15 protein-coding genes and 2 pseudogenes are annotated in these 18,384 nt (G+C 69.7%); 7 read left to right on the plus strand and 10 right to left on the minus strand.

Annotated elements, in window-relative coordinates; all coding sequences use genetic code 11:
• Window positions 1-14: 14 nt before the first annotated feature.
• Together ACIQ7Q_RS10790 and ACIQ7Q_RS10795 are read left to right on the plus strand one after the other, a co-directional pair.
• Window positions 15-242 carry a hypothetical protein gene (locus ACIQ7Q_RS10790; RefSeq protein ID WP_403858782.1) on the plus strand — a complete coding sequence of 76 codons (228 nt, stop codon included), beginning with the start codon at window positions 15-17 and terminating at the stop codon, window positions 240-242.
• 129 nt (window positions 243-371) lie between these two features.
• Window positions 372-1,601 (plus strand): PP2C family protein-serine/threonine phosphatase, encoded by a 1,230-nt coding sequence (locus tag ACIQ7Q_RS10795; protein WP_403858784.1) that lies wholly within the window; start codon window positions 372-374, stop codon window positions 1,599-1,601.
• Window positions 1,602-1,738: 137 nt separating this feature from the next.
• Here ACIQ7Q_RS10795 and ACIQ7Q_RS10800 read toward each other — a convergent pair.
• The 4 genes and pseudogenes from ACIQ7Q_RS10800 to ACIQ7Q_RS10815 form a co-directional block, all read right to left on the minus strand.
• Window positions 1,739-1,966: pseudogene (locus tag ACIQ7Q_RS10800) on the minus strand (IS5/IS1182 family transposase); the annotation flags it as partial.
• 295 nt (window positions 1,967-2,261) lie between these two features.
• Complete coding sequence (locus ACIQ7Q_RS10805; RefSeq protein ID WP_403858786.1) at window positions 2,262-2,552, minus strand: hypothetical protein; 291 nt, start codon at window positions 2,550-2,552, stop codon at window positions 2,262-2,264.
• Between the two features lie 576 nt (window positions 2,553-3,128).
• Window positions 3,129-3,560: pseudogene (locus ACIQ7Q_RS10810) on the minus strand (inositol monophosphatase family protein); the annotation flags it as partial.
• 109 nt (window positions 3,561-3,669) lie between these two features.
• Entirely contained in the window at window positions 3,670-5,058 is a 1,389-nt protein-coding gene (locus ACIQ7Q_RS10815; RefSeq protein WP_403858788.1) for an amidohydrolase, read from the minus strand.
• A 246-nt stretch (window positions 5,059-5,304) separates the two neighbouring features.
• Between ACIQ7Q_RS10815 and ACIQ7Q_RS10820 the strand changes: the two genes are divergently transcribed.
• Window positions 5,305-5,640 carry a hypothetical protein gene (locus ACIQ7Q_RS10820; protein WP_403858790.1) on the plus strand — a complete coding sequence of 112 codons (336 nt, stop codon included), beginning with the start codon at window positions 5,305-5,307 and terminating at the stop codon, window positions 5,638-5,640.
• Between the two features lie 21 nt (window positions 5,641-5,661).
• Here the strand turns inward: ACIQ7Q_RS10820 and ACIQ7Q_RS10825 are convergent, their stop codons facing one another.
• Window positions 5,662-6,891, minus strand: coding sequence for a cytochrome P450 (locus tag ACIQ7Q_RS10825; protein WP_403858792.1), 1,230 nt, complete (start codon window positions 6,889-6,891; stop codon window positions 5,662-5,664).
• A 104-nt stretch (window positions 6,892-6,995) separates the two neighbouring features.
• Between ACIQ7Q_RS10825 and ACIQ7Q_RS10830 the strand changes: the two genes are divergently transcribed.
• The 4 genes from ACIQ7Q_RS10830 (at window position 6,996) to ACIQ7Q_RS10845 (ending at window position 9,925) form a co-directional block, all read left to right on the plus strand.
• On the plus strand, window positions 6,996-8,273 hold the full coding sequence (locus tag ACIQ7Q_RS10830; protein WP_403858794.1) for an FAD-dependent oxidoreductase: 1,278 nt from the start codon (window positions 6,996-6,998) through the stop codon (window positions 8,271-8,273).
• Between the two features lie 96 nt (window positions 8,274-8,369).
• On the plus strand, window positions 8,370-9,026 hold the full coding sequence (locus ACIQ7Q_RS10835; RefSeq protein WP_403858796.1) for a maleylpyruvate isomerase N-terminal domain-containing protein: 657 nt from the start codon (window positions 8,370-8,372) through the stop codon (window positions 9,024-9,026).
• A gap of 151 nt (window positions 9,027-9,177) precedes the next feature.
• On the plus strand, window positions 9,178-9,414 hold the full coding sequence (locus ACIQ7Q_RS10840; protein ID WP_403858798.1) for a winged helix-turn-helix domain-containing protein: 237 nt from the start codon (window positions 9,178-9,180) through the stop codon (window positions 9,412-9,414).
• Window positions 9,415-9,676: 262 nt separating this feature from the next.
• Window positions 9,677-9,925, plus strand: a complete 249-nt coding sequence (locus ACIQ7Q_RS10845; protein WP_403859174.1) for a transglycosylase family protein — start codon at window positions 9,677-9,679, stop codon at window positions 9,923-9,925.
• A gap of 34 nt (window positions 9,926-9,959) precedes the next feature.
• On the opposite strand, the gene sbnA is transcribed toward ACIQ7Q_RS10845, so the two are convergent.
• The 5 genes from sbnA to ACIQ7Q_RS10870 form a co-directional block, all read right to left on the minus strand.
• Window positions 9,960-11,000, minus strand: a complete 1,041-nt coding sequence (gene sbnA / locus ACIQ7Q_RS10850) for a 2,3-diaminopropionate biosynthesis protein SbnA (protein WP_403858800.1) — start codon at window positions 10,998-11,000, stop codon at window positions 9,960-9,962.
• Between the two features lie 165 nt (window positions 11,001-11,165).
• A complete protein-coding gene (gene sbnB, locus ACIQ7Q_RS10855; RefSeq protein ID WP_403858802.1) occupies window positions 11,166-12,233 on the minus strand; it encodes a 2,3-diaminopropionate biosynthesis protein SbnB in 1,068 nt (355 codons plus the stop codon).
• Window positions 12,230-13,219, minus strand: a complete 990-nt coding sequence (locus ACIQ7Q_RS10860; RefSeq protein ID WP_403858804.1) for a TauD/TfdA family dioxygenase — start codon at window positions 13,217-13,219, stop codon at window positions 12,230-12,232. Before ACIQ7Q_RS10860 ends, sbnB begins: the two co-directional genes overlap by 4 nt.
• 21 nt (window positions 13,220-13,240) lie before the next feature.
• Window positions 13,241-15,724, minus strand: a complete 2,484-nt coding sequence (locus tag ACIQ7Q_RS10865) for an amino acid adenylation domain-containing protein (protein ID WP_403858806.1) — start codon at window positions 15,722-15,724, stop codon at window positions 13,241-13,243.
• Complete coding sequence (locus ACIQ7Q_RS10870; RefSeq protein WP_403858808.1) at window positions 15,724-18,276, minus strand: Pls/PosA family non-ribosomal peptide synthetase; 2,553 nt, start codon at window positions 18,274-18,276, stop codon at window positions 15,724-15,726. The genes ACIQ7Q_RS10865 and ACIQ7Q_RS10870 overlap by 1 nt, the downstream gene beginning before the upstream one ends.
• Between the last annotated feature and the right edge of the window lie 108 nt (window positions 18,277-18,384).

Raw genomic sequence — 18,384 nt, forward strand, 5'->3', positions numbered from 1 at the left:
GCCATGGGCTGCTCGTGGTCTCAAGATCCACCAGGGCCAACCTGATCTACAAGCGGGTGTCGACCGACCAGCAGTCGACCGACCGTCAGAACCTGGTCCTGGACGAAGCCGGGATCGAGGACCCGGTCGTCTTCGAGGAGGCCGCGGGCACCTCCAGCCGCCTCCACCCGCGGGAGCGTCCGAAGTTCGCTGAGAACCTGTGTCTTAACCTCGAACCCGCAGGTCACAGCACGGACGGCTGACAGATTGCAGCAGCGGCGCCATTCGCTTGGGCTCATATCGTCAGTCTTCACTTACCGTGACGGGCGGCGATTGACGTTCACCGTGGCGGTGCCCAAGCTGGTAGCAGGGGCCGGTGAAGGGATCGTGACGTGAGTGGTGGGCGGAGTGAGCTTCCCCGGCTGCTGACGGCAGCGGAGCAGGCGGCGCCGGTGGAGGCCGCCGATGTTGTCGCGGAGGACCTGCGGCGGCGTTTCAGGGCCCGAAACGTCTCTTTCCTTATCGTGGACCTGACAGGGAAAGCGGTGGCACGGCTGTCCACCGTCGGTGCCGCGGAAGGGGGGCGGGGAGCGGAGCGGATCCCGCTCTTCGGCAGCGTCTACGAAAAGGTGATCCGAACCCAGCGGCTGTACCAGGAGGCCGCCGACCAGGGACAGCGGGTGATCGTGCCGGTCACCAATCGGGGGGATGCGATCGGGCTCCTGGAACTCCTCTTGTCGGCTGCCCCCGGCGAGGACGTCCTTGATGAGATCGGGGAAGCCGCCCACGTCCTGGCCTACATCGTGATCGCCAACGGCCGCTTCACCGACCTCTACACCTGGGGCAAACGCTCCAGGCCCCCCACCCTGGCAGCCGAGATTCAGTACCAGCTGCTGCCCTCGTCACTGACGTGCGAGGCCGCACAGTTCACACTGTGCGGGAGCCTGGAGCCCTCCGAAGACCTCAGCGGCGACACCTTCGACTACACCCTGGACCGCGACGCCCTTCACCTGTCGGTGACCGATCCCATGGGCCACGACATCGACGCCGCCCTGGCCGCCACGGTCTTGGTGAGCGCTCTGCGCGGCGCCCGCCGGGCAGGAGCCGGCCTGGCCGAGCAGGCCCACCTGGCCGACCGAGCTCTGGCCGACCACGGCCACGGCCACGCCACCGGACAGTTGCTGCGCATCAACCTCCACACCGGGCGGGCCCAGCTCGTCAACGCCGGCCACCCCTGGCCACTGCGCATGCGGGAGGGGACCGCGGAGACGATCACCTGCGAGGTGGACCATCCCTTCGGGCTGTCCGTGCGCGTGCCCCACCCCTACCGCGTTCAGGACATCGATCTGCGCCCCCATGACCGTCTGCTCATGCTGACCGACGGCATGCTCGAACATCATGGAGAGAAGATCGACCTGCCCGCCCTGCTGGAGCGCACCCGGGACCTGCACCCTCGGGAGGCCGCGCTGACACTGACGTCCGCCATCCTGGACGCTGCCGGAGGCCAGCTCGACGACGATGCCACCGTGATGTGCCTGGACTGGCACGGCCCCCAGGAGACCCAGCGGCACGTCAGCTCCGGCGCGGACACCGGGCAAGCCTCAGCCACCCGTACGAAGTAGGGCCATGACCAACCTTCCTCGCCCGACGGGCCTTCGGCATCTGGTCACCGGAGTGGCTCACCAGCGTTGAGCAAGATGGCTCGGACGTTCCCCAAGACCGTGTCCGCGGTGCTGCCCTTGTCTCGTTAGAAGGCCTGCTCAGGCAGAACGTCGGCGGTGAACTTGGGCTTCTTCGACCAGGTGGTGGGGCCTTTGCGGGCCAGTCGTTTGGTCATCAGCGTGATCGCGGCCCAGGTGATCAATGTTTCGGAGTGCTGGACGAGCCGTTCGTAGTCCCGGGCATGCCGACGCGCGTGCTCGGCCGACGTGTAGTGCGCGTTCAGGGTGTTCTGTCGGGCCGCTACCCATTCACGCTCGGACAGCAGCGGCCGGACCTGCTCCCGCGCCCCTCGGTGAAGGACTCCCAGCGCTCGACAGCCCGCTCGTATGCGTCATCCGATGGGAACGCCTGGCGCGCCGGCCGCATGTTGAAGATGGCGGGCAGTGCGCCCCACCCGGACCAGCGGGCCAGGACCGCCTGCTCCGCCGCGGTCGCCGGACGCTCCTCGGCCTCCAGCGCCTGCAGGGTCTCCAGGGCCGCCAGGTTGGCGCGAGCCCGCTCACGCTGCCCGGAAGGGGCCAGGTCGCCCTGGCCGCCAGGCCGGAATCTCGGCAGCGCTGCTAGATCTCCCGGTGCTCCGTCCCCGGCTCCTTCTCCAGGAAGACTTCCTCCGCGTACACCCTCTCCTGCGCCTGCGAGCGGACCGCCCGCCGAGCCGTCGCCCGCTTGTCCGACGGGAGCTCCTGCAGCAGGTCGTCTGCCAGCATCCCGATCCTCTCCGTCAGCCGCAGATCCAGGGCGTGGAAGAACTCCGCCTGCTCCTCCGGGCTGCCCAGATTTGCCAGGGCCCGCGGCCGGTACGCCTGCCAGTACTCCAGAGCTAGCTTCCCGTGCCTGCTCAACTGCGTCACTACGGCTCTCCTCGTCCCCGCGGAGCAGCGGCTCCACTCCCTCAGCACTCAACGGCGTTCTCCCCCGTAATGTTGCCGCGGTGACCTCTCGTCAGCCGGCGCCGACGTCCGGCTCGAAGACCCGGCAGGGGTCCCGGCTCCCGACTCCAGCGCCCCAGCTCCGGGTCCGGCGTTGAGACCCGCTCCTCCGCTGCACTCGCCACAGCGCCACACCGCGCGGCCGACGCGTCGGCGAGCACCCCACTCATCCTTGCGACATACGCAAAACGCGCCACTAAAGGGAAATCCGGTTTCCCCTTCCCTGTGGGGGAGCCGGAACCACCCCTGCCCCACGGAGGCACCCGCCACAGTTGTCTGGCGCCGCACCGCCTACTGCCCCGGCACGGAACCGTGGAGGCCCTACACCAGCGGGCCGACCGCTGGGCGACGGTGTCGAAGTTGCCACGCGTGAAGCCGAACGCGACGTCATCCCTGCGGAACTCGCCCTCATCGCGGCCTCCGGACACCTCTCCGCCCCTCAGTCCGCGCTAGAGATCCACAACCGACTCCCTCAACATTCGCGCCGCAGCAGAGCTGCGCCAGCGCGGCATCGGCGCCGTCGTGCCGTACCCGGCCGGTCTCACCGTCGGTGAAGAAGACCTCGCCGCTGAACGGGTCGGCCACCGCCGCCGCACCGCCGCGCAGGGACACGTTGACGGCCACCAGCATGTTGCCGACGGCGTAGTTCAGCGTGCCGCACAAGGGATCCACCAGCCACTGACGCGCGGCCCCGGCGGCACCCTGCCGGCCGCCCTCTTCGCCGAGCACGGCGTCATCGGGTCTGGCGGCATGAAGGATGCCGAGGATCGTCTTCTCGGCCTCCAGATCGGCGGCGGTGGCGAAGTCCCCGGCGCCCTTGTCGATACGGGTGAGCCGCCGGCCGTACACGCCGCGCACGACGTCCGCTCCCGCCCGCGCAGCGACTACGGCGACCTCGGTATCGTCAAGGCCTGCATAGGAGTTGAGCATGTCCGGCAGGATATCGGCGGCAAGGAATCGGAACCGCGCCGTTCGACGTGTGCGCCAGACAGCCGTTCCCGTACCGGCAGTCAGCCCTGCGCGACGCGTGACGCACCGCTCAGGTGTCGTACTGCTGGATGCGCCGGCCGTCCTTCCTGCGGGTCAGCGCCGGGAGCTGTTCGGCCAGTTCGGAGGCGATCGCCGCCACGTCGAGCGTCAGCAGCCGGCGGTCCCGCATCAGTACGCGTCCGTCCACGACCGTCGCGCGGACGTCCGACGAGCGTACGCTGTGCACCAGCGTCGCCGCGTGATCGTGCAGCGGCAGCGTGTGCGGTCCGGTGAGGTCGACCAGGATCAGGTCCGCCCGCCGGCCGGGAGCCAGCGACCCGATCCGGCCCTCCAGGCCGAGAGTGCGGGCGCTCTGCGTCGTGGCGTGGTCGAGCGCCTGCCGGGCGGTCAGCCATGTCGGGTCGCGTTCGACGGACTTCTGCACCAGCGCGGTGAGCGTCATCGACTCCCACACGTCCAGGGTGTTGTTGGAGGCCGCGCCGTCGGTGGCCAGTCCGACAGGCACTCCGACGGAGGCGAGTGCTCTGACCGGCGTCGTGTCCCAGCCGAACTTGAGGTAGCCCCTCGGCGAGCTCGCGACCGCGGTCCGACCGCTTGCGTGCCCCAGCATCGGCAGGTCGTCCTCGGTGATGCCGGTGCCGTGCGCGATCAGCAGGTCGGTGTCGAGCAGCCCGGCCCGGTCGAGGACGGCGATCGGCGTGAGGCCGTGCCGTTCACGGCTGTGGTCGGTCTGCGCCCGGTTCTCCGCCGCGTGCAGATGGACCGGCAGGCTGTGTTCCCGGGCGAGTTCGGCGGTGGCGGCGAGATCCGCGTCGGTGACGGTGTACGGGGCGTGCGGTGCGAGCGAGGTGGTGATCCGCCCGTCGGCAGCGCCCTGCGTGCGCAGCGCGAAGTCGAGTGAACGCTCCCTGCCTTCGGGACCCTGACTGGAGAAGAACGCCCAGCCGAGATCCGCTCGCAGTCCGCTGCGGGTCACCGCCGCGGCGACCCTGTCCATCGCGAAGTAGTGGTCGGCGAAGGTGGTGACACCGCCGCTGATCATCTCGGCGCAGGCCAGCAGCGCACCCAGTTCGACGACGGATTCGGTGAGGTTGGACTCGATGGGCCAGATCCAGTCGTTGAACCACTCCTCGACCGGCAGGTCCTCGGCAACTCCCCGCAGGGCAACCATCGGTGAGTGCGTATGGCAGTTGATCAGCCCCGGCATGGCGAGCTGTCCGCGTCCGTCGATGTGGTCCACGGCGGGGAGTCCGGCGACTGCGGCGGTGGTCGTCACCTCGTCGATGACCCCGTCGCGTACGACGATCGCCGCGTCGTCGGCGAAGCCGATCCGGCCGTCGTCGTCATGGACCAGCGCGGTACAGCCGGAGACCACAAGATCCGCGGGCGGGTGCGGATCCCGCCTCCGGTGCTGCTCTGCCGGGGTCGCTCCTGCCATGGGGCGGTTCCTTCCGCGGAGTGGGGGCGACGGCCCTCGGTGTCTGCCCCCGGAGTGCTGCCGGCGCCATTGTCGTCCATGGCAGGGCTTGATCAGCGCAGAACGGGTGACATGAAGCGCGCTGCCCCGGTCGAAGCCCCCAGGCGGCCCCGACGGCAGCTCCCACCTGCCACTTTCCCCCGTGGAGGCTTGCGGGAGTGACGGCTACGGTGAGGTGAGGAGCCCGCGGGAACACCCGGAGCCGTGATGCGCGGACATCGTCCGGAACCGCCCGACAGCGCGCAGCAACTCCTGACCGCTCTCGGGCAGCTCGTCGATCAGGCCCTGGGACAGATCAAGTTCCAGCGGGCCAGGGTCGAGCCGGCCATGGCTCTGCAGCGCCAGATGCTGCCGCCCGGGCTGCCGGAGCTGCCCGGGCTGCATTTCGCCGCACGGTACATGCCGTCACGGGACGGTCTGGACGTGGGCGGCGACTGGTACGACGCGCACTTCAGCCGGGAGAGCACTTCAAAGCCGCTACCACCACAGGTGGAGAGCGAGGGGCTGCCGAGCGCGGAGGCGCGGCTGCTGCCCGGAGACTGAGCCGAAGAGTCCCTCGAGCGATCAAACGGTCCGCGGTCCGGGGGTGAACGTGACAGGCAACTGCACCGGGCCGCGGAGCCCGCCGGGCCGCCACCTCAGGTCGTCCGGCGGCACGGCCAGGGCCAGGTCGGGAAGGCGGCGCAGCACCGTTCCGATGGCGATCTGGCCCTCCAGCCGGGCCAGCGGCGCGCCCAGGCAGTAGTGGAGGCCGTGCCCGAACGCCAGATGGCCGTTGTCACGCCGGGTGACGTCCAGCCGGTCCGGGTCCGGGAACCGCGCCGGATCGCGGTCGGCGATCGCGGACGCGATCACCACGGTCGCGCCGCGCGGGACGGTCACGCCCGCGATCTCGACCTCCTCGCGTGCGAACCGGGCGATGCCCGGGCTGACCGGGCCGTCGTAGCGGAGGAACTCCTCGATCGCACCCGGCAGCAGCTCCGGATCGGCCCGCAGCAGCTCCAGCTGGTCGGGGTGTGCGAGGAGCGCGGCGATGCCGCCGCCGATCAGGTTGACCGTCGTGACGTACCCGGCCACCAGCAGCAGGAACGTCATGGCGATCAGCTCGTCCTCGTTCAGCCGCTGTCCCTCGTCGCGGGCGCTGATCAGCGCGCTGAGGAGATCGTCCGCGGGGCGCGCGCGCTTGGTCTCCAGGAGCTTCGTCACATACGCACGCATCCGCTGCCAGGCCTCGTTCACGACAGCCGGGTCCGGCATCTTCTCGCCGCGCATGAGCATGTCGTCGGTCCAGCGCTGGAAGTCGTACTGGTCGTCCACCGGCACGCCGAGCATCTCGCTGATCACCGTGACCGGGAGGGGCAGCGCGAAGTCCGCGACGAGTTCGGCCCGGCCGGCCGGCACGACCGTGTCGAGCAGCCGGTCGGTGATCTCCTGGATCCGGGGCCGCAGCTCGGCGACCCTGCGCGCGGTGAACGCCTTCGAGACCAGACGGCGCAACCGGGTGTGGTCGGGCGGGTCGGAGCGCAGCATGTTGCTCATCATCGACTCGCGCTCGAACTCGGGCAGCTGCTCCATCAGCCGCGGGTCCGAGGCGTCACCGGCGTCGCTGCTCAGCCTCGGGTCGGACAGGGCGGCGAGCCCGTCCTCGTAGCGTGTGACCAGCCAGGCGTCCAGACCGCCCGCGATGACGGCGCGCCGGACCGGGCCGTCCTCACGCAGCTGTCGGTAGAGCGGGAAGGGATCCGTCACGAAGGCCGGGTCCGCGTAGGGGAGAAGGACCGGCTGTTGACTCATCATGCCTCCCGGGCACGTAGCGACCATGGACGCGGTTTGCTGCTCTTTGAGGGTATATACCCAACGGTGACCGATCCGCGGAACAAGCGAAAGCGAGGGACGCGATGGACACGAAGAACGCCACGGAGGCGGGGGAGCGGACGACGTGCTGCGTGGTGGGCGGCGGGCCCGCCGGAATGGTCCTCGGCCTGCTCCTGGCCCGGGCCGGGGTGGAGGTGACGGTCCTGGAGAAGCACGGCGACTTCCTGCGCGACTTCCGCGGCGACACCGTCCACCCGACCACCCTCGCGCTCCTGGAGGAGCTCGGCCTCGGTGAGCGGTTCGCCCGGCTGCCGCAGCGCCGGGTCACGACGATCCAGCTGCCCCTCGGCCCCGATGGTTCGCTGGTCACCGTCGGAAACATCGGCGCACTGCGCGGCCGGTACAACTACGTCGCGCTGGTGCCGCAGTGGGACCTGCTCGACCTCCTGGCCGACGAGGCCCAGCAGGAGCCGTCCTTTTCTCTGCGCATGAGCACCGAGGCGACCTCCTTCCTCGTGGAACGGGGACGCGTCACCGGGGTGTCCTATCGCACCGCCGACGGCCGCACCGGTGAACTGCGGGCGGCCCTCACGGTCGCCTGCGACGGCCGGGGGTCGCTGGCCCGCTCGCTGCCCGACCTGGGGCTGCGGAGTTTCGGCTGCCCGATGGATGCCTGGTGGTTCCGGCTGCCGCGGCGCGACAGCGACCCGCACGGGCTCGTGGGGGGCGTCGGCGACCGGTTCCTCAGCGCCATGATCGACCGCGGGGACTACTGGCAGTGCGCCGCGCTGATCCCCAAGGGCAGCGACGCCAGGCTCCGCGAGGCCGGTCTCGACCGGTTCAGGGACGTGTACGGGGCCGCGGTTCCGTGGGTCGCGGACCGGATGCGCAGCCTCGTGTCGTGGGACGAGGTGAAGCTGCTCGACGTACGGCTCGACCGGCTGCGGCGCTGGTACCGGCCGGGGCTGCTGTGCATCGGCGACGCCGCGCACGCCATGTCGCCGGTCTTCGGCATCGGCATCAACCTGGCGGTCCAGGACGCCGTGGCTGCCGCGCGCCACCTCGTCGGACCGCTGGGTGACGGCGCGGCCGGTCTCCCGGCGGCCGTGCGCCGAGTCCAACGCCGCCGCCTGCCGACCGCGGCAGCCACCCAGGCCCTCCAGCGCTTCGCCCATGCCCACGTCATCGAACCCGTTCTGCTGGGCCTGCCTCCCTTCAGCAACCCCAAGCGCGCCAAGCGTCTGACCGAGCTGGTCACCACGTCACGCCGACTGAACCGGCTGCCGGCGTACTTCCTGGCCTACGGGGCCCTGCGCGAACGCCCCCCGGCAGCGTCGGTGCGCCGAACGGCGACGCGCTGAGGCGACGACTGGCCAGGACGGTCCCGGGCCCGGACACGCGAGCCGACCTTACGAAGGCGCTTGTCCGCCGTTCCGGCACCGCACTACCGTGCCGACGTGGATCTCTTCTCACGCTCGTGGACAGCGTTGCGCACGGCGGTCGCCGAGCTCCCGGACGAACATTTCGCACAGCCGTCCGGCTGTACCGGCTGGCTCGTACGGGACCTGGTGTGTCACCTGATCATCGACGCACAGGACGTCCTGATTACCCTGGTGACCCCCGCCGACACGGAACCGACGCGCGACGCGGTGACGTACTGGGAAGTCGCCAGTACGTTGCCGACCGGTGACGACCCGTTCGCCACGCTGATCGTCCGACTCGCCGCCGCGTACGAGGAGCCGCGGATGCTCAAGTTCCACTTCGGCGACGTCGCTTCCGCCGCCGGTCGTGCCGCCGAACTCGCTGACCCGGCCCTCCGGGTCGGCACCCGCGACGAGGTTCTCACCGCAGGCGACTACCTCCGCGCGTACGTCCTGGAGTGGACGCTGCACCACCTCGACCTGGTCGCACATCTGCCGGACGTGGCAGGACCGTCCGCGGAGGCACTGGCGCAGTCCCGCGACGTGCTCGAGAAGATCGCCGGAGCCGCGTTCCCCGCGTCGTTCTCAGACAAGGACGCGTTGCTGGTCGGCACCGGACGGCGCGCCCCGACCGACGCGGAGAAGGTCCAACTGGGCGAACTGGCCGCGCGACTCCCCTTCGTCGTCGGGTGATCGTCCCGGCTGTACGGGACCGACGGCCGGCGGTCGGCGCAGGACGAAATCAGGACAAGCCCTCTCGTCGTCCTTCAGGGAGAGGTGTAGACCACTGCTGACGTCGGCGCGACATGTCACCCGCAGCACCTGCCGTGATCGGCGAGCCGCCGTGTCCAGCCAGCACGAGCACGAACCCTTCGCCACCCCTGTCCATCGGCGCATCGCCGTCGCCCTGGGTCGCGACATCCGCGACGGGCGTATCGAGCCGGGCAGCCGGCTGCCCGCAGAGCGGACGTTGGCCCGCCGTTTCGGCGTGAACCGCCAGACCGTCCGCGTCGCACTGCAACTTCTGCGCGAGGAGGGCCTCGTCACGACGGAAAAGCGCGGCAGAAGCCACCCGCCGTAAGGCCACGCCTCGAGCCGCTGCCCGAACACGTTGCCCGGAGGCGGCGTACGCCGGTCGGGGGCCGGCGCCGCGTCCGCGCCCACCGATGGGCCTAGCACCATGTGCCTGATCCGGCAAGCCGCCTTACGTTCGGGGCAGGCGAACAGAAAGGCTTCTGATGTCACGTCTTGCCCCCACCACCCGTAACCGACTGCTCGTCAGGATGCTGGTGACAGCCCTCGCGTGTGCGCCCGTCCTCCTGCTCGCAGTCCCCGTCCAGGCGATGGGGCACACCGCCCGCGGTGCCGACTGGGACGCCATCGCCCGGTGCGAGTCCTCCGGGAACTGGCGCGCCAACACCGGGAACGGGCACTACGGCGGCCTGCAGTTCACCCGCTCGAGCTGGGCCGCGGCGGGCGGTCTGCGGTACGCGTCGCGGGCCGACCTGGCGACACGGTCCGAGCAGATCGCCACCGCCGAGAGGCTGGCCGACCTGCAAGGTATGGGCGCTTGGTCCTGCGCCCGTCGGTGAGCGGCGGTACTCGCCGGAGGCCGGTCATCCGGCGTCAGCGCCCGCGGTGCGGTTGCGAGCCGTGTGCCGGGGTCCTGCGGGAGGTGTCGGCGCCGAGAGCGTCCGGGCTCTGCGGTGTGTCGTCGTCGAGGACTTCGTCCCCGTAGAGGCCGTGCACCCAATTCGTCTGATAGACGGTGTCGAGGTAGCGCTCGCCGAGGTCAGGGGCGATGGCCACCGTGGTCAGTCCCCGGGCGTCGTGCCGGTCCAGCCAGTCCGTAGCGCCGCTGACCACCGTGCCCGTGGAGCCGCCGAAGACAAACCCTCTTCTGGCCAGGCGGCGGCAGGTGCGGATGGTGTCCACCTCCTCGACGCGCACCGCCTCGTCCACATACGACTCGTCGAGCAGCGGCGGCCGTACGCTCATGCCCAGGCCGGGAATCATCCGGCGGCCCGGTTCGCCGCCGAAGATGACCGAGCCGGCTGCGTCCACCGCGACGATCCGCACCGGGCGGTGCCACTGCCGGAAGTAGCGGGCGCAGCCCATCAGCGTCCCGGTGGTCCCGACACCGATGAAGAGAACGTCCAGCCGCGGGAACGCACGGGCGATTTCCGGGCCCGTCCGCGTGTAATGGGCCTTCCAGTTGTTGGCGTTGGTGTACTGGCTGAGCCACAGGCACCGGTCGTCGGAGTCGCAGAGCTCCCGCACGTATGCGAGCCTCGCCGCCAGAAGACTGCCGTGCGACCCCGGCGAGGCGATGACATGCACCTGACTGCCCAGCGCTTCCATCATCAGCCGGGTCGACAGGTTGCACCGGGAGTCCGTCACGCAGATGAACCGGTAGCCCTTGCTCGCTGCGATCATGCTCAGTGCCACGCCGAGGTTCCCGGACGACGACTCGACAAGGACCGAGTCAGGTGCCAGAGTCCCGCTCCGCTCGGCGGCCTCCACCATCTCGGTCGCGGCCTTCAGCTTGATCGAGCCGGCGAAGTTGAATCCTTCGCACTTGAGGAACAGAGGGTGCCCCAGGATCGACCGGAGGTCGACGTAGAGCTCCTCCTCGTTGAAGGCCTGAGGAACGGATATTACGGGCACGACGGTCTCCTCGTCAGTTGCCGGCACCTCGGGGGCTCATGGGGGGAGCCGTACCGGGGGTCGCGGTGGGTCGGGCGTTGATCTGCGGCGCCGTCGACGTCGCACTCGCCTTGGGTGGGACGGGCATGTGCCTCCTTGTCGTCACGTCCGGGGCCGGCCGGCTGCTCATCCGTACCGGCGCAGTTCTTCGAAGAAGTCGTCGATGATCCGCAGTTCTCCGGCGCGGGCCACCTCGTCGTAGACGTACTTGCCGACCGCCAGATCGAGCACCCCGAGGCCGAACGGCGAGAACACCGCCGGCCGGTCCGCCGGCACATGCACCCGCCCGGCCATCACGTCGTCCAACGTGCCGTGGACGAAGTCCCGGTTGCCCGTGAGCTGTTCGGTCAGATGCGGTGACGTGGCCGCCCGCAGGCAGTGGTCGACGTCGTCGACGATGTTGGTCGAGGCGAGCAGGATCTGCGGTGCGAGGTCGCGCAGGGACACGTGGAGGACCAGCGGGTTGTGGACGAACCACGAGAGGTCGTCGACATGCGGCTCACCGGCGATCGTGGCGAAGACGACCAGGTCGCTCTGCCGGATCAGTTCCCTGGCGCTGTCGTGCACGGTGATCCGGCCGTCGGTGCCCGACTGCTCCAGATAGAGGCGGAAGCCCGCCGCGCTGTCGGGGGACACGTCGTGCACGCCGATCTCGTCGAAGGACCAGCCGGTGCCCGCCAGGAAGGTGTGGATGTAGCGCGCGATCAGGCCCGCACCGAAGAATCCGACGCGGGTGGGGCGCTGCCGGTCACGGCTGAGCCAGTCGGCTGCCGCAGCGGCGGACGCGGCCGTCCTGGTGGCGCTGATGATCGAGCTCTCCATGCAGGCGAACGGGTAGCCGGTGGCATGGTCGTTGAGGATGAGCACCGCCGACGCCCGGGGGATGCCGGACTCCACGTTTCTCGGAAAGCTGGAGATCCATTTCAGGCCGTCGACCCGTGAGTCTCCGCCGATCGAGGCGGGCAGCGCGATGATGCGCGACGACGGCCGGTCGGGAAAACGCAGGAACGAGGACGGTGGGTTCACCGAACGACCGCTGCCGTGCAGCCGGTACGTGGCCTCCACCAACTCCACAACAGCCTTCTCGCGCCCTTGGAGCGCGTTCTTGACCTGGGCTCCCGAGATGACCGCGAACGGGGGTACCGCCGGCTGGTCGGACGCTGCTTCAGTCGAGGTGAATCGGTCGGTGGTCATGCGACAGCCCTCCCGGAGTCGGGTGCACAGTCCTCCGCACGAACCGGATCCGCCATCGCCACCACCACGTCACGCGGGCCCTGGAAGGCCTCCCTGCTGTGCGCGGTACGGATGTTGTCGACGATCAGAAGGTCACCGGCCTGCCACGGCCTGCGTACGGTGTTCGCGTCGTAGATCTTGTTGAGGAGGGCCACGATGTCCTCGGTGATGGGGTCGCCGTTGCCGTAGCGGGTGTTGAAGGGAAGGCCGTCGGCGCCGTACTCGTCGATCAGGTACTCCCGTACCTCGGGGGCCATCGTCCACTCGTTGAGGAACGCGATCTGGTTGAACCAGCAGCGCAGGCCGGTGACCGGGTGGCGCACCACGGCGCTGCGGCGCTGTCGGGTGCGCAGTCCGCCGTCGGGCTGCCAGGCGAACTCGATCGCGTTGGCACGGCAGTAGCTCTCGACCGCGTCCCGGTCGTCGGTGCCGAAGGCCTCGGCCACGGTGGCCCCGATCTCGTCGTTGTAGCTGCGGGTGAGCAGCCAGCCCTCCCGCTCGAAGCGGTCCGTGAGCTCCGGCGGCAGAGCCCGCAGCACAGCGGCCGCGTCGGCCACGCCGGTCGCACCGCCCTCTTCGGCCGGGTCGATGCACGCGAACAGCATCAGACCGGGGAACTCGCTCGCGTAGCTCAGCTCGTGATGCATGCACATCGGCTGGTTCGGCGGCCACTGCGCCGAGGAGTACACGCCCTCGGAGTACATCCGCCGGGAAGTGAACGCCTCCCGCTCGGTGACGGGAGCGTCGGTCAGCTCCCGGACGACCGCGGCGACCCCGCTCGCATCGCGGAGATCCAGACCGCGGACCATCAGCGCTCCGTGCTCGGTGACGAAGGCGCGCAGCGGATCCCGCTGTTCGGCTGCCCAACGTGCCGGGGCGGCGGCGGCTTCCACCCGCAGGGTCGCGGGTGCGCCGGGGTCTGTCTCGACTTGGAGCAGTGCGGGCATCTTTCTTCCTTTCGTCACGGCTCAGCGCTGAGCCGGTGAGGGCCGGCTCGCCCGGCCGTCGATCAGGGCGGCCAGGTCGGCGAGGACGGGGTGGGCGGTCAGGTCGGTGAGGGAGACCGCTCGGTCGAGGGAGATCGCGAGCCGCACCGCCGACAGCGAGGTGCCTCCACGGTCGAAGAAGTGGTCCTGCCTGCCCACCCGCTCCAGCGGAACGCCGAGCACCTTCGCCCAGGCTGCGGCCAACCGCCGCTCGGTCGGAGTGCCGGGGGCCCGGTAGCCGTCCTCCGTCGCGTCGAGTTCCTCGGCGAGTACCGCCAGCGCCTGCTTGTCGATCTTCCCGTTCGCGGTCAGCGGCAGGCTCTCCCGGTGGTGGATGGTCGTCGGGACCATGTACTCCGGCAGCGACCGTGCCAGCCGTTCCCGCAGGACGTCCGTCTCGATCGGCGCAAGGGCCGAGTAGAACCCAACCAGGTCCTTGCGTCCCGCCCGTTCGACGACCACCACCGCACCGTCGCCGACACCGGGCACGGTCAGGAGAGTGTTCTCGATCTCGCCGAGCTCGATACGGAACCCTCGGATCTTGACCTGTGCGTCCCGACGGCCCAGGAACTCGAGCTTCCCGTCCGGCCGCCAGCGGCCGAAGTCGCCGCTGCGGTGCAGCCGTTGGCCCGGGCGGTGCGGGTCCGCCATGAAGGAGAGCCGGGTGCGCTCAGCGTCGTTGACGTAACCCCGGCCGACGCAGACTCCGGAGAAGACGATCACACCGGGGGCGCCGAGCGGGACGGGCGACAGGTTCTCGTCGACGACGTAGATGCGCACGTTGTTGACGGGCCGTCCGAGCGGGACCCGCTCGGTGTCCGGCACGCGGTCCATGACCTCGTGGTTGGTGTCGTCCGACGTCTCGGTCAGGCCGTACGCGTTGACCAGCCCGATACCGGGTTCGGCAGCGAACCAGCGCTGAACGAGCTCCTTCTTCAGCGCCTCGCCGGTGACCGACACGCACCGCAGGTCCGACAGGGTACGAGGGTGCCGCTCCAGCCCGGACAGCACGACGTCCAGGTAGGACGGCACCACCTGGAGCACGCCGACCCGGCCGTCGATGATTGTGTCGAGGAACCGCTGGACGTCGAGGATCGCCTCCTGCTCCACCAGCAGCGTGCGTCCGCCCACGAGGAGCGGTGCCATCAGCTGCCACATGGAGATGTCGAAACACTGCGGAGCGGTCTGCGCGACGACCGTGCCCTCGCCGATGCCCAGGTCGTCGATCTTGGCGTACAGGTGGTTGAGCATGCCCGCGTGCTCGCACATGGCGCCCTTGGGGGTGCCGGTGGAGCCGGACGTGAAGTAGACGTAGGCGAGCCGGTCCGCGGGGAACGTGATGCCGAGGTCGCCGTCGGCCGCACTCCCGATGAGTGTCGCGTCGATGAAGAGCCTGCGGGTCCCGGGCAGGGACTTCAGGGCCTGGTCCACGTTGGCCGTGCCGGCCGCTTCCGTCAGCACGAGCCGGCATTCGGCGCGGGAGAGCATGGTGGCGATGCGATCCGCCGGGAAGCGCGGCTCGACGGGCAGGTAGACGCCCCCGGCCTTGAAGACCGCGAGGACGGCGGCCATCCAGTCCAGGTTGCGTTCGGTCACGACGGCGACGACGCCTTCCGGACGCAGACCGTTCGCCAGCAGGGCGTGCCCCAGCCGGTTGGCGCGCGCGTTGAGCTCCCGGTAGGTCAGCCGGCGGCCGGCGTGTTCGGCGGCGACGGCGTCCGGATGCGCCCGTACCCGCTCCTCGAACAGCTCGTGGAACCGGCGGTCGGGCACCTCGCGGCACGGTCCCGCGAGCCCGTCGATCTGGAACCGGAGTTCCTCGGCGGACAGCAGGCTGCTGCGCCCGTGTGCGGCATCCGGATCACCGGCGATGAGCTCGAGCGCGGTGAGGTGGTAGCCGGTGATCCTCGCCGCCGCGTCCTCGTCGAGCGCGTCGGTCCGGTACCGCAGCCGCAGGGCGCGGCGGCCGTCGAGGTCGGGGAAAGCCACGCAGAGAACGGCGTCCTCGGCCGGGCCGCGGCCGTCACCGGCTGCATCGAACACGACCTCGGGGCGTGCTCCGGCCGTTCCTGGTTCGCCGGTACCGGCCGGCGGGAGGTCCTGGTGGGCGAGCAGCTCCGACATCACCCGGTGGGTGTCGGCCAGCAGCTCGCGCCAGGTGCCGGCTGCGGTCGTCAGCCGGCAGGGCGACGGCGCGGTGCCCGGCGTCGTCACGCACGCGGTCACGACGGCCTGTTCACCGCAGAGCGCGGCGAGCACCTTGGCATGTGCGGCCATCAGCACCGAACTGAGCGGCACGCCCGTCTCGTCGGCCAGGCGGCGCAGCGCCGAGACCAGGTCGTCGGGGATCGCCGTCTCATGTTCGGCGCTGCCCGGCACCGGAGCAGCGGTCCAGCGCGGTACGACGGTGAAGCCGCTGGGTTCGGCCGTGCGTTCGGCCCTGCGTTCGGTCAACGACGTTGCCATCAGAATCCACCTCCCGTGGCGCCGCGCTTCTCGTCCAGCGGCCGGGCGGGGTTCCCGCCCCACCGTGCACCGTCCGGGACGGTCTCGCCCTTCATGAGGAAGGAGTCGGCCTCCAGCAGGGCGCCGTCGCCGATCGTGACGCCGTAGTGGACGAAGGCGCCGACCCCGAGGGTGCAGCCCGAGCCGATCGAGATGAAATCGGACTTGAAGGTGCCGTCTTCCTGCGAGTGGCACTGGACGGCGCTACCGGAGTTGAGCGTGCACTCGTCGCCGATGGTGGCCATCGCCCGCTCGGTGAGGCTGCAGCCGTCGTCGAACACCATGCGCCCGATGCGGACGCCCAGCAGCCGCCAGACGATGTTCTTGAACGGGGTCCCGTTGAAGATCCTCAGGTAGTTCTCCGACGGCACCTTCCAGTAGCGCTCACGGCGCCAGAACCTGCGGTCGTAGATCGAGCAGAACAACGCACCCAGTGGGTTGAACGCCGTGGTGACGCGCTCGACGAACACGTAGTACAGGGTGGTGAACAGCAGCACGAACACATTCGCGAGGGCGACCGCCGATATCCCCAGCGAGGCGTAGAGTTCCGCGGCGGCCGAGAAGAGCACCGTGACGACGAAGAAGTAGAACCAGCCCATCAGCAGAAACCGAGCGATGGTGCCGGCGTTGTGCCGGGTCTTGGCCCGCAGGAGAGTGCGCAGTGCGTCGCCGCTCGTCAGGTCGTCGAACGTGGCGTCCCGCGCGACCGAGCGCGGGATCTCGAAGCTGGGGGAGCCGAGCAGTCCGACCCCTTCACGGATCTCCCCGTCCACGGGGATCGCCACCTTCGTCGCGAGCAGGCAGTTGTCGCCGGTCCTGCCCCGCGACGGGTACGCGATCCGGTTCCCGAGGAAGTTGTGCGCTCCGATGGAGGTCCGGGACACCTGGAAGGACGTACTCGAGTACTCGGCGTTCATCATCGACAGACCGTCGGCGATCATCGTGCCGCTGCCGACCGAACTCAGGAAGGGCGTCTCGTGTTTCACCATGGTGCCGAAGTTGGACCCGGTCTGCTCGAACGTCGAGAGGTCCCAGCCGACCCAGCGCAGGTAGTGGACGATGGCGACGCTGTCGCCGAACAGACGAGTCATGAAACGCCTGTTGGTCAGCACGACAATCACCCGGTGTGCCGCGTGGGCAACGCCGTAGAGGGGGTGGGCCCGGTCCGGTGTGACGAATTTGCTCAGCAGCCTGGGGACGGTGGCCACCACGAGGAGGCCGACAAGGATGCCGCCGAAGAACACAACGGCGGTGACCCCCAGCATGTCGACGTAGAACACCCAACTGGTGAGGACCGCGGGGCCGGGTTCCAGTGCCACCGCGAGCTGCGGCATGCCGGCGAGCAGGATGTCCACACCGCCGATCACGAGCGGTACGTAGAACAGCAGCAGGGTCGCCAACTGCAGCACACCGTGGGTGGTCCTGCGCAGAAGACCGCAGGAGGCGGGAGCCGCGACCCGGAAGTCCACATCGGTCGGCTGCGCCGGCGAACCGTGCCAACGCTCGCCCGCGGGCACCGCCTGCTCCCTGTACAGGGTCGAGGCATGGCCGAGCTGGGAGCTGTCGCCCAGCGAGGTGTCGATGTCGATCACCGTCGCCTCGCTGACGTACACGTTCTTCCCGAGCGTGACGGAGCCCGTCTGGATCATCCGGTCGTGCGCCCGGTAGCAGCTGAGGAACGAGTCCTTGCGGACCACGGTGTCGTCGCCGATGGTCAGCAGGTCGGTGCACACGGGCAGATTCCGCGAGAAGATCGTCACGCCGCGCCCTATCCTCGCGCCCAGCGCCCTGAGGTACAGCGAATAGAGGGGCGAACCGACGAAGAGGACCAGTGGGTTCGACCGCACCAGTGTCTTGACGAGCCAGAACCGGATGTAGGCCGGTCCCCACACCTCGAAGCGGACGGGCTTCCACCGGCCGACGAGCACCCACTTGACCAGGATCGGCAGGCCGCACAGGACCACGAGGGTCACGGCACCGAAGACGACGGCTCGCAGATACGCGTCGAACAGGCCCGCCCCCGCGGATATCCACTCGTACCCCTGCACCGCGACCACTGCGATGAGGTAGGCGTAGCCGAGAAAACACAACAGCTGGAACACACCGCACAGCACGTAGTGCGACCGGCGGGTCGGGGCGGTCGGCTCCGGTACCTGCGGTTCTTGCGTTGTCTGCGGGGTTTGCGCCGCTGCCGGGGGAGACGGCGTGGAATCCGCGAGAGCCGTCGCGAGTGCCCTGATGGTCGGGTGCCGGTACACGTCTTTCATCGACACCGACGGCAGATCCGCCCGCTTCCTCACCTTCGCACAGAAATGTGCCATGACCAACGAATCGGCACCCAACTCGTGGAAGAAGTGGCTGTCGGGCCGCACTTCACTGGCGCCCGCGACGTCGGCGAGCAACTCGGTGAGTATCTGTTCGGTGTCGGTGGGCGGGTCGGCACCGCGGTCGATGCGGGGGAGAGCGATTTCTTTCAGATCCATGGGCAACGCTTCGACGGGCTTTCCGGCCATGAGGTCTCCCTGGGGAAGGTCACACCACCGTCGCCCCACGCCGCGCCGTACCGGCGGGCCTGTGGAGTGCGGAGGGGGAGTCGGCTGGGCAGCGGCCCCGCAGCTCCC

This window comes from Streptomyces sp. NPDC096176 (genome assembly GCF_044763255.1).
GTDB lineage: Bacteria > Actinomycetota > Actinomycetes > Streptomycetales > Streptomycetaceae > Streptomyces.

Bases quoted from the DNA above. Each gene is read 5' to 3' on its own strand.
- ACIQ7Q_RS10815 (WP_403858788.1), bottom strand. From the start codon at position 5,058: ATGGCAGGAGCGACCCCGGCAGAGCAGCACCGGAGGCGGGATCCGCAC.
- ACIQ7Q_RS10820 (WP_403858790.1), top strand. From the start codon at position 5,305: ATGCGCGGACATCGTCCGGAACCGCCCGACAGCGCGCAGCAACTCCTG.
- ACIQ7Q_RS10825 (WP_403858792.1), bottom strand. From the start codon at position 6,891: ATGAGTCAACAGCCGGTCCTTCTCCCCTACGCGGACCCGGCCTTCGTG.
- ACIQ7Q_RS10830 (WP_403858794.1), top strand. From the start codon at position 6,996: ATGGACACGAAGAACGCCACGGAGGCGGGGGAGCGGACGACGTGCTGC.
- ACIQ7Q_RS10845 (WP_403859174.1), top strand. From the start codon at position 9,677: ATGGGGCACACCGCCCGCGGTGCCGACTGGGACGCCATCGCCCGGTGC.
- sbnB (WP_403858802.1), bottom strand. From the start codon at position 12,233: ATGACCACCGACCGATTCACCTCGACTGAAGCAGCGTCCGACCAGCCG.
- ACIQ7Q_RS10860 (WP_403858804.1), bottom strand. From the start codon at position 13,219: ATGCCCGCACTGCTCCAAGTCGAGACAGACCCCGGCGCACCCGCGACC.
- ACIQ7Q_RS10865 (WP_403858806.1), bottom strand. From the start codon at position 15,724: ATGGCAACGTCGTTGACCGAACGCAGGGCCGAACGCACGGCCGAACCC.
- ACIQ7Q_RS10870 (WP_403858808.1), bottom strand. From the start codon at position 18,276: ATGGCCGGAAAGCCCGTCGAAGCGTTGCCCATGGATCTGAAAGAAATC.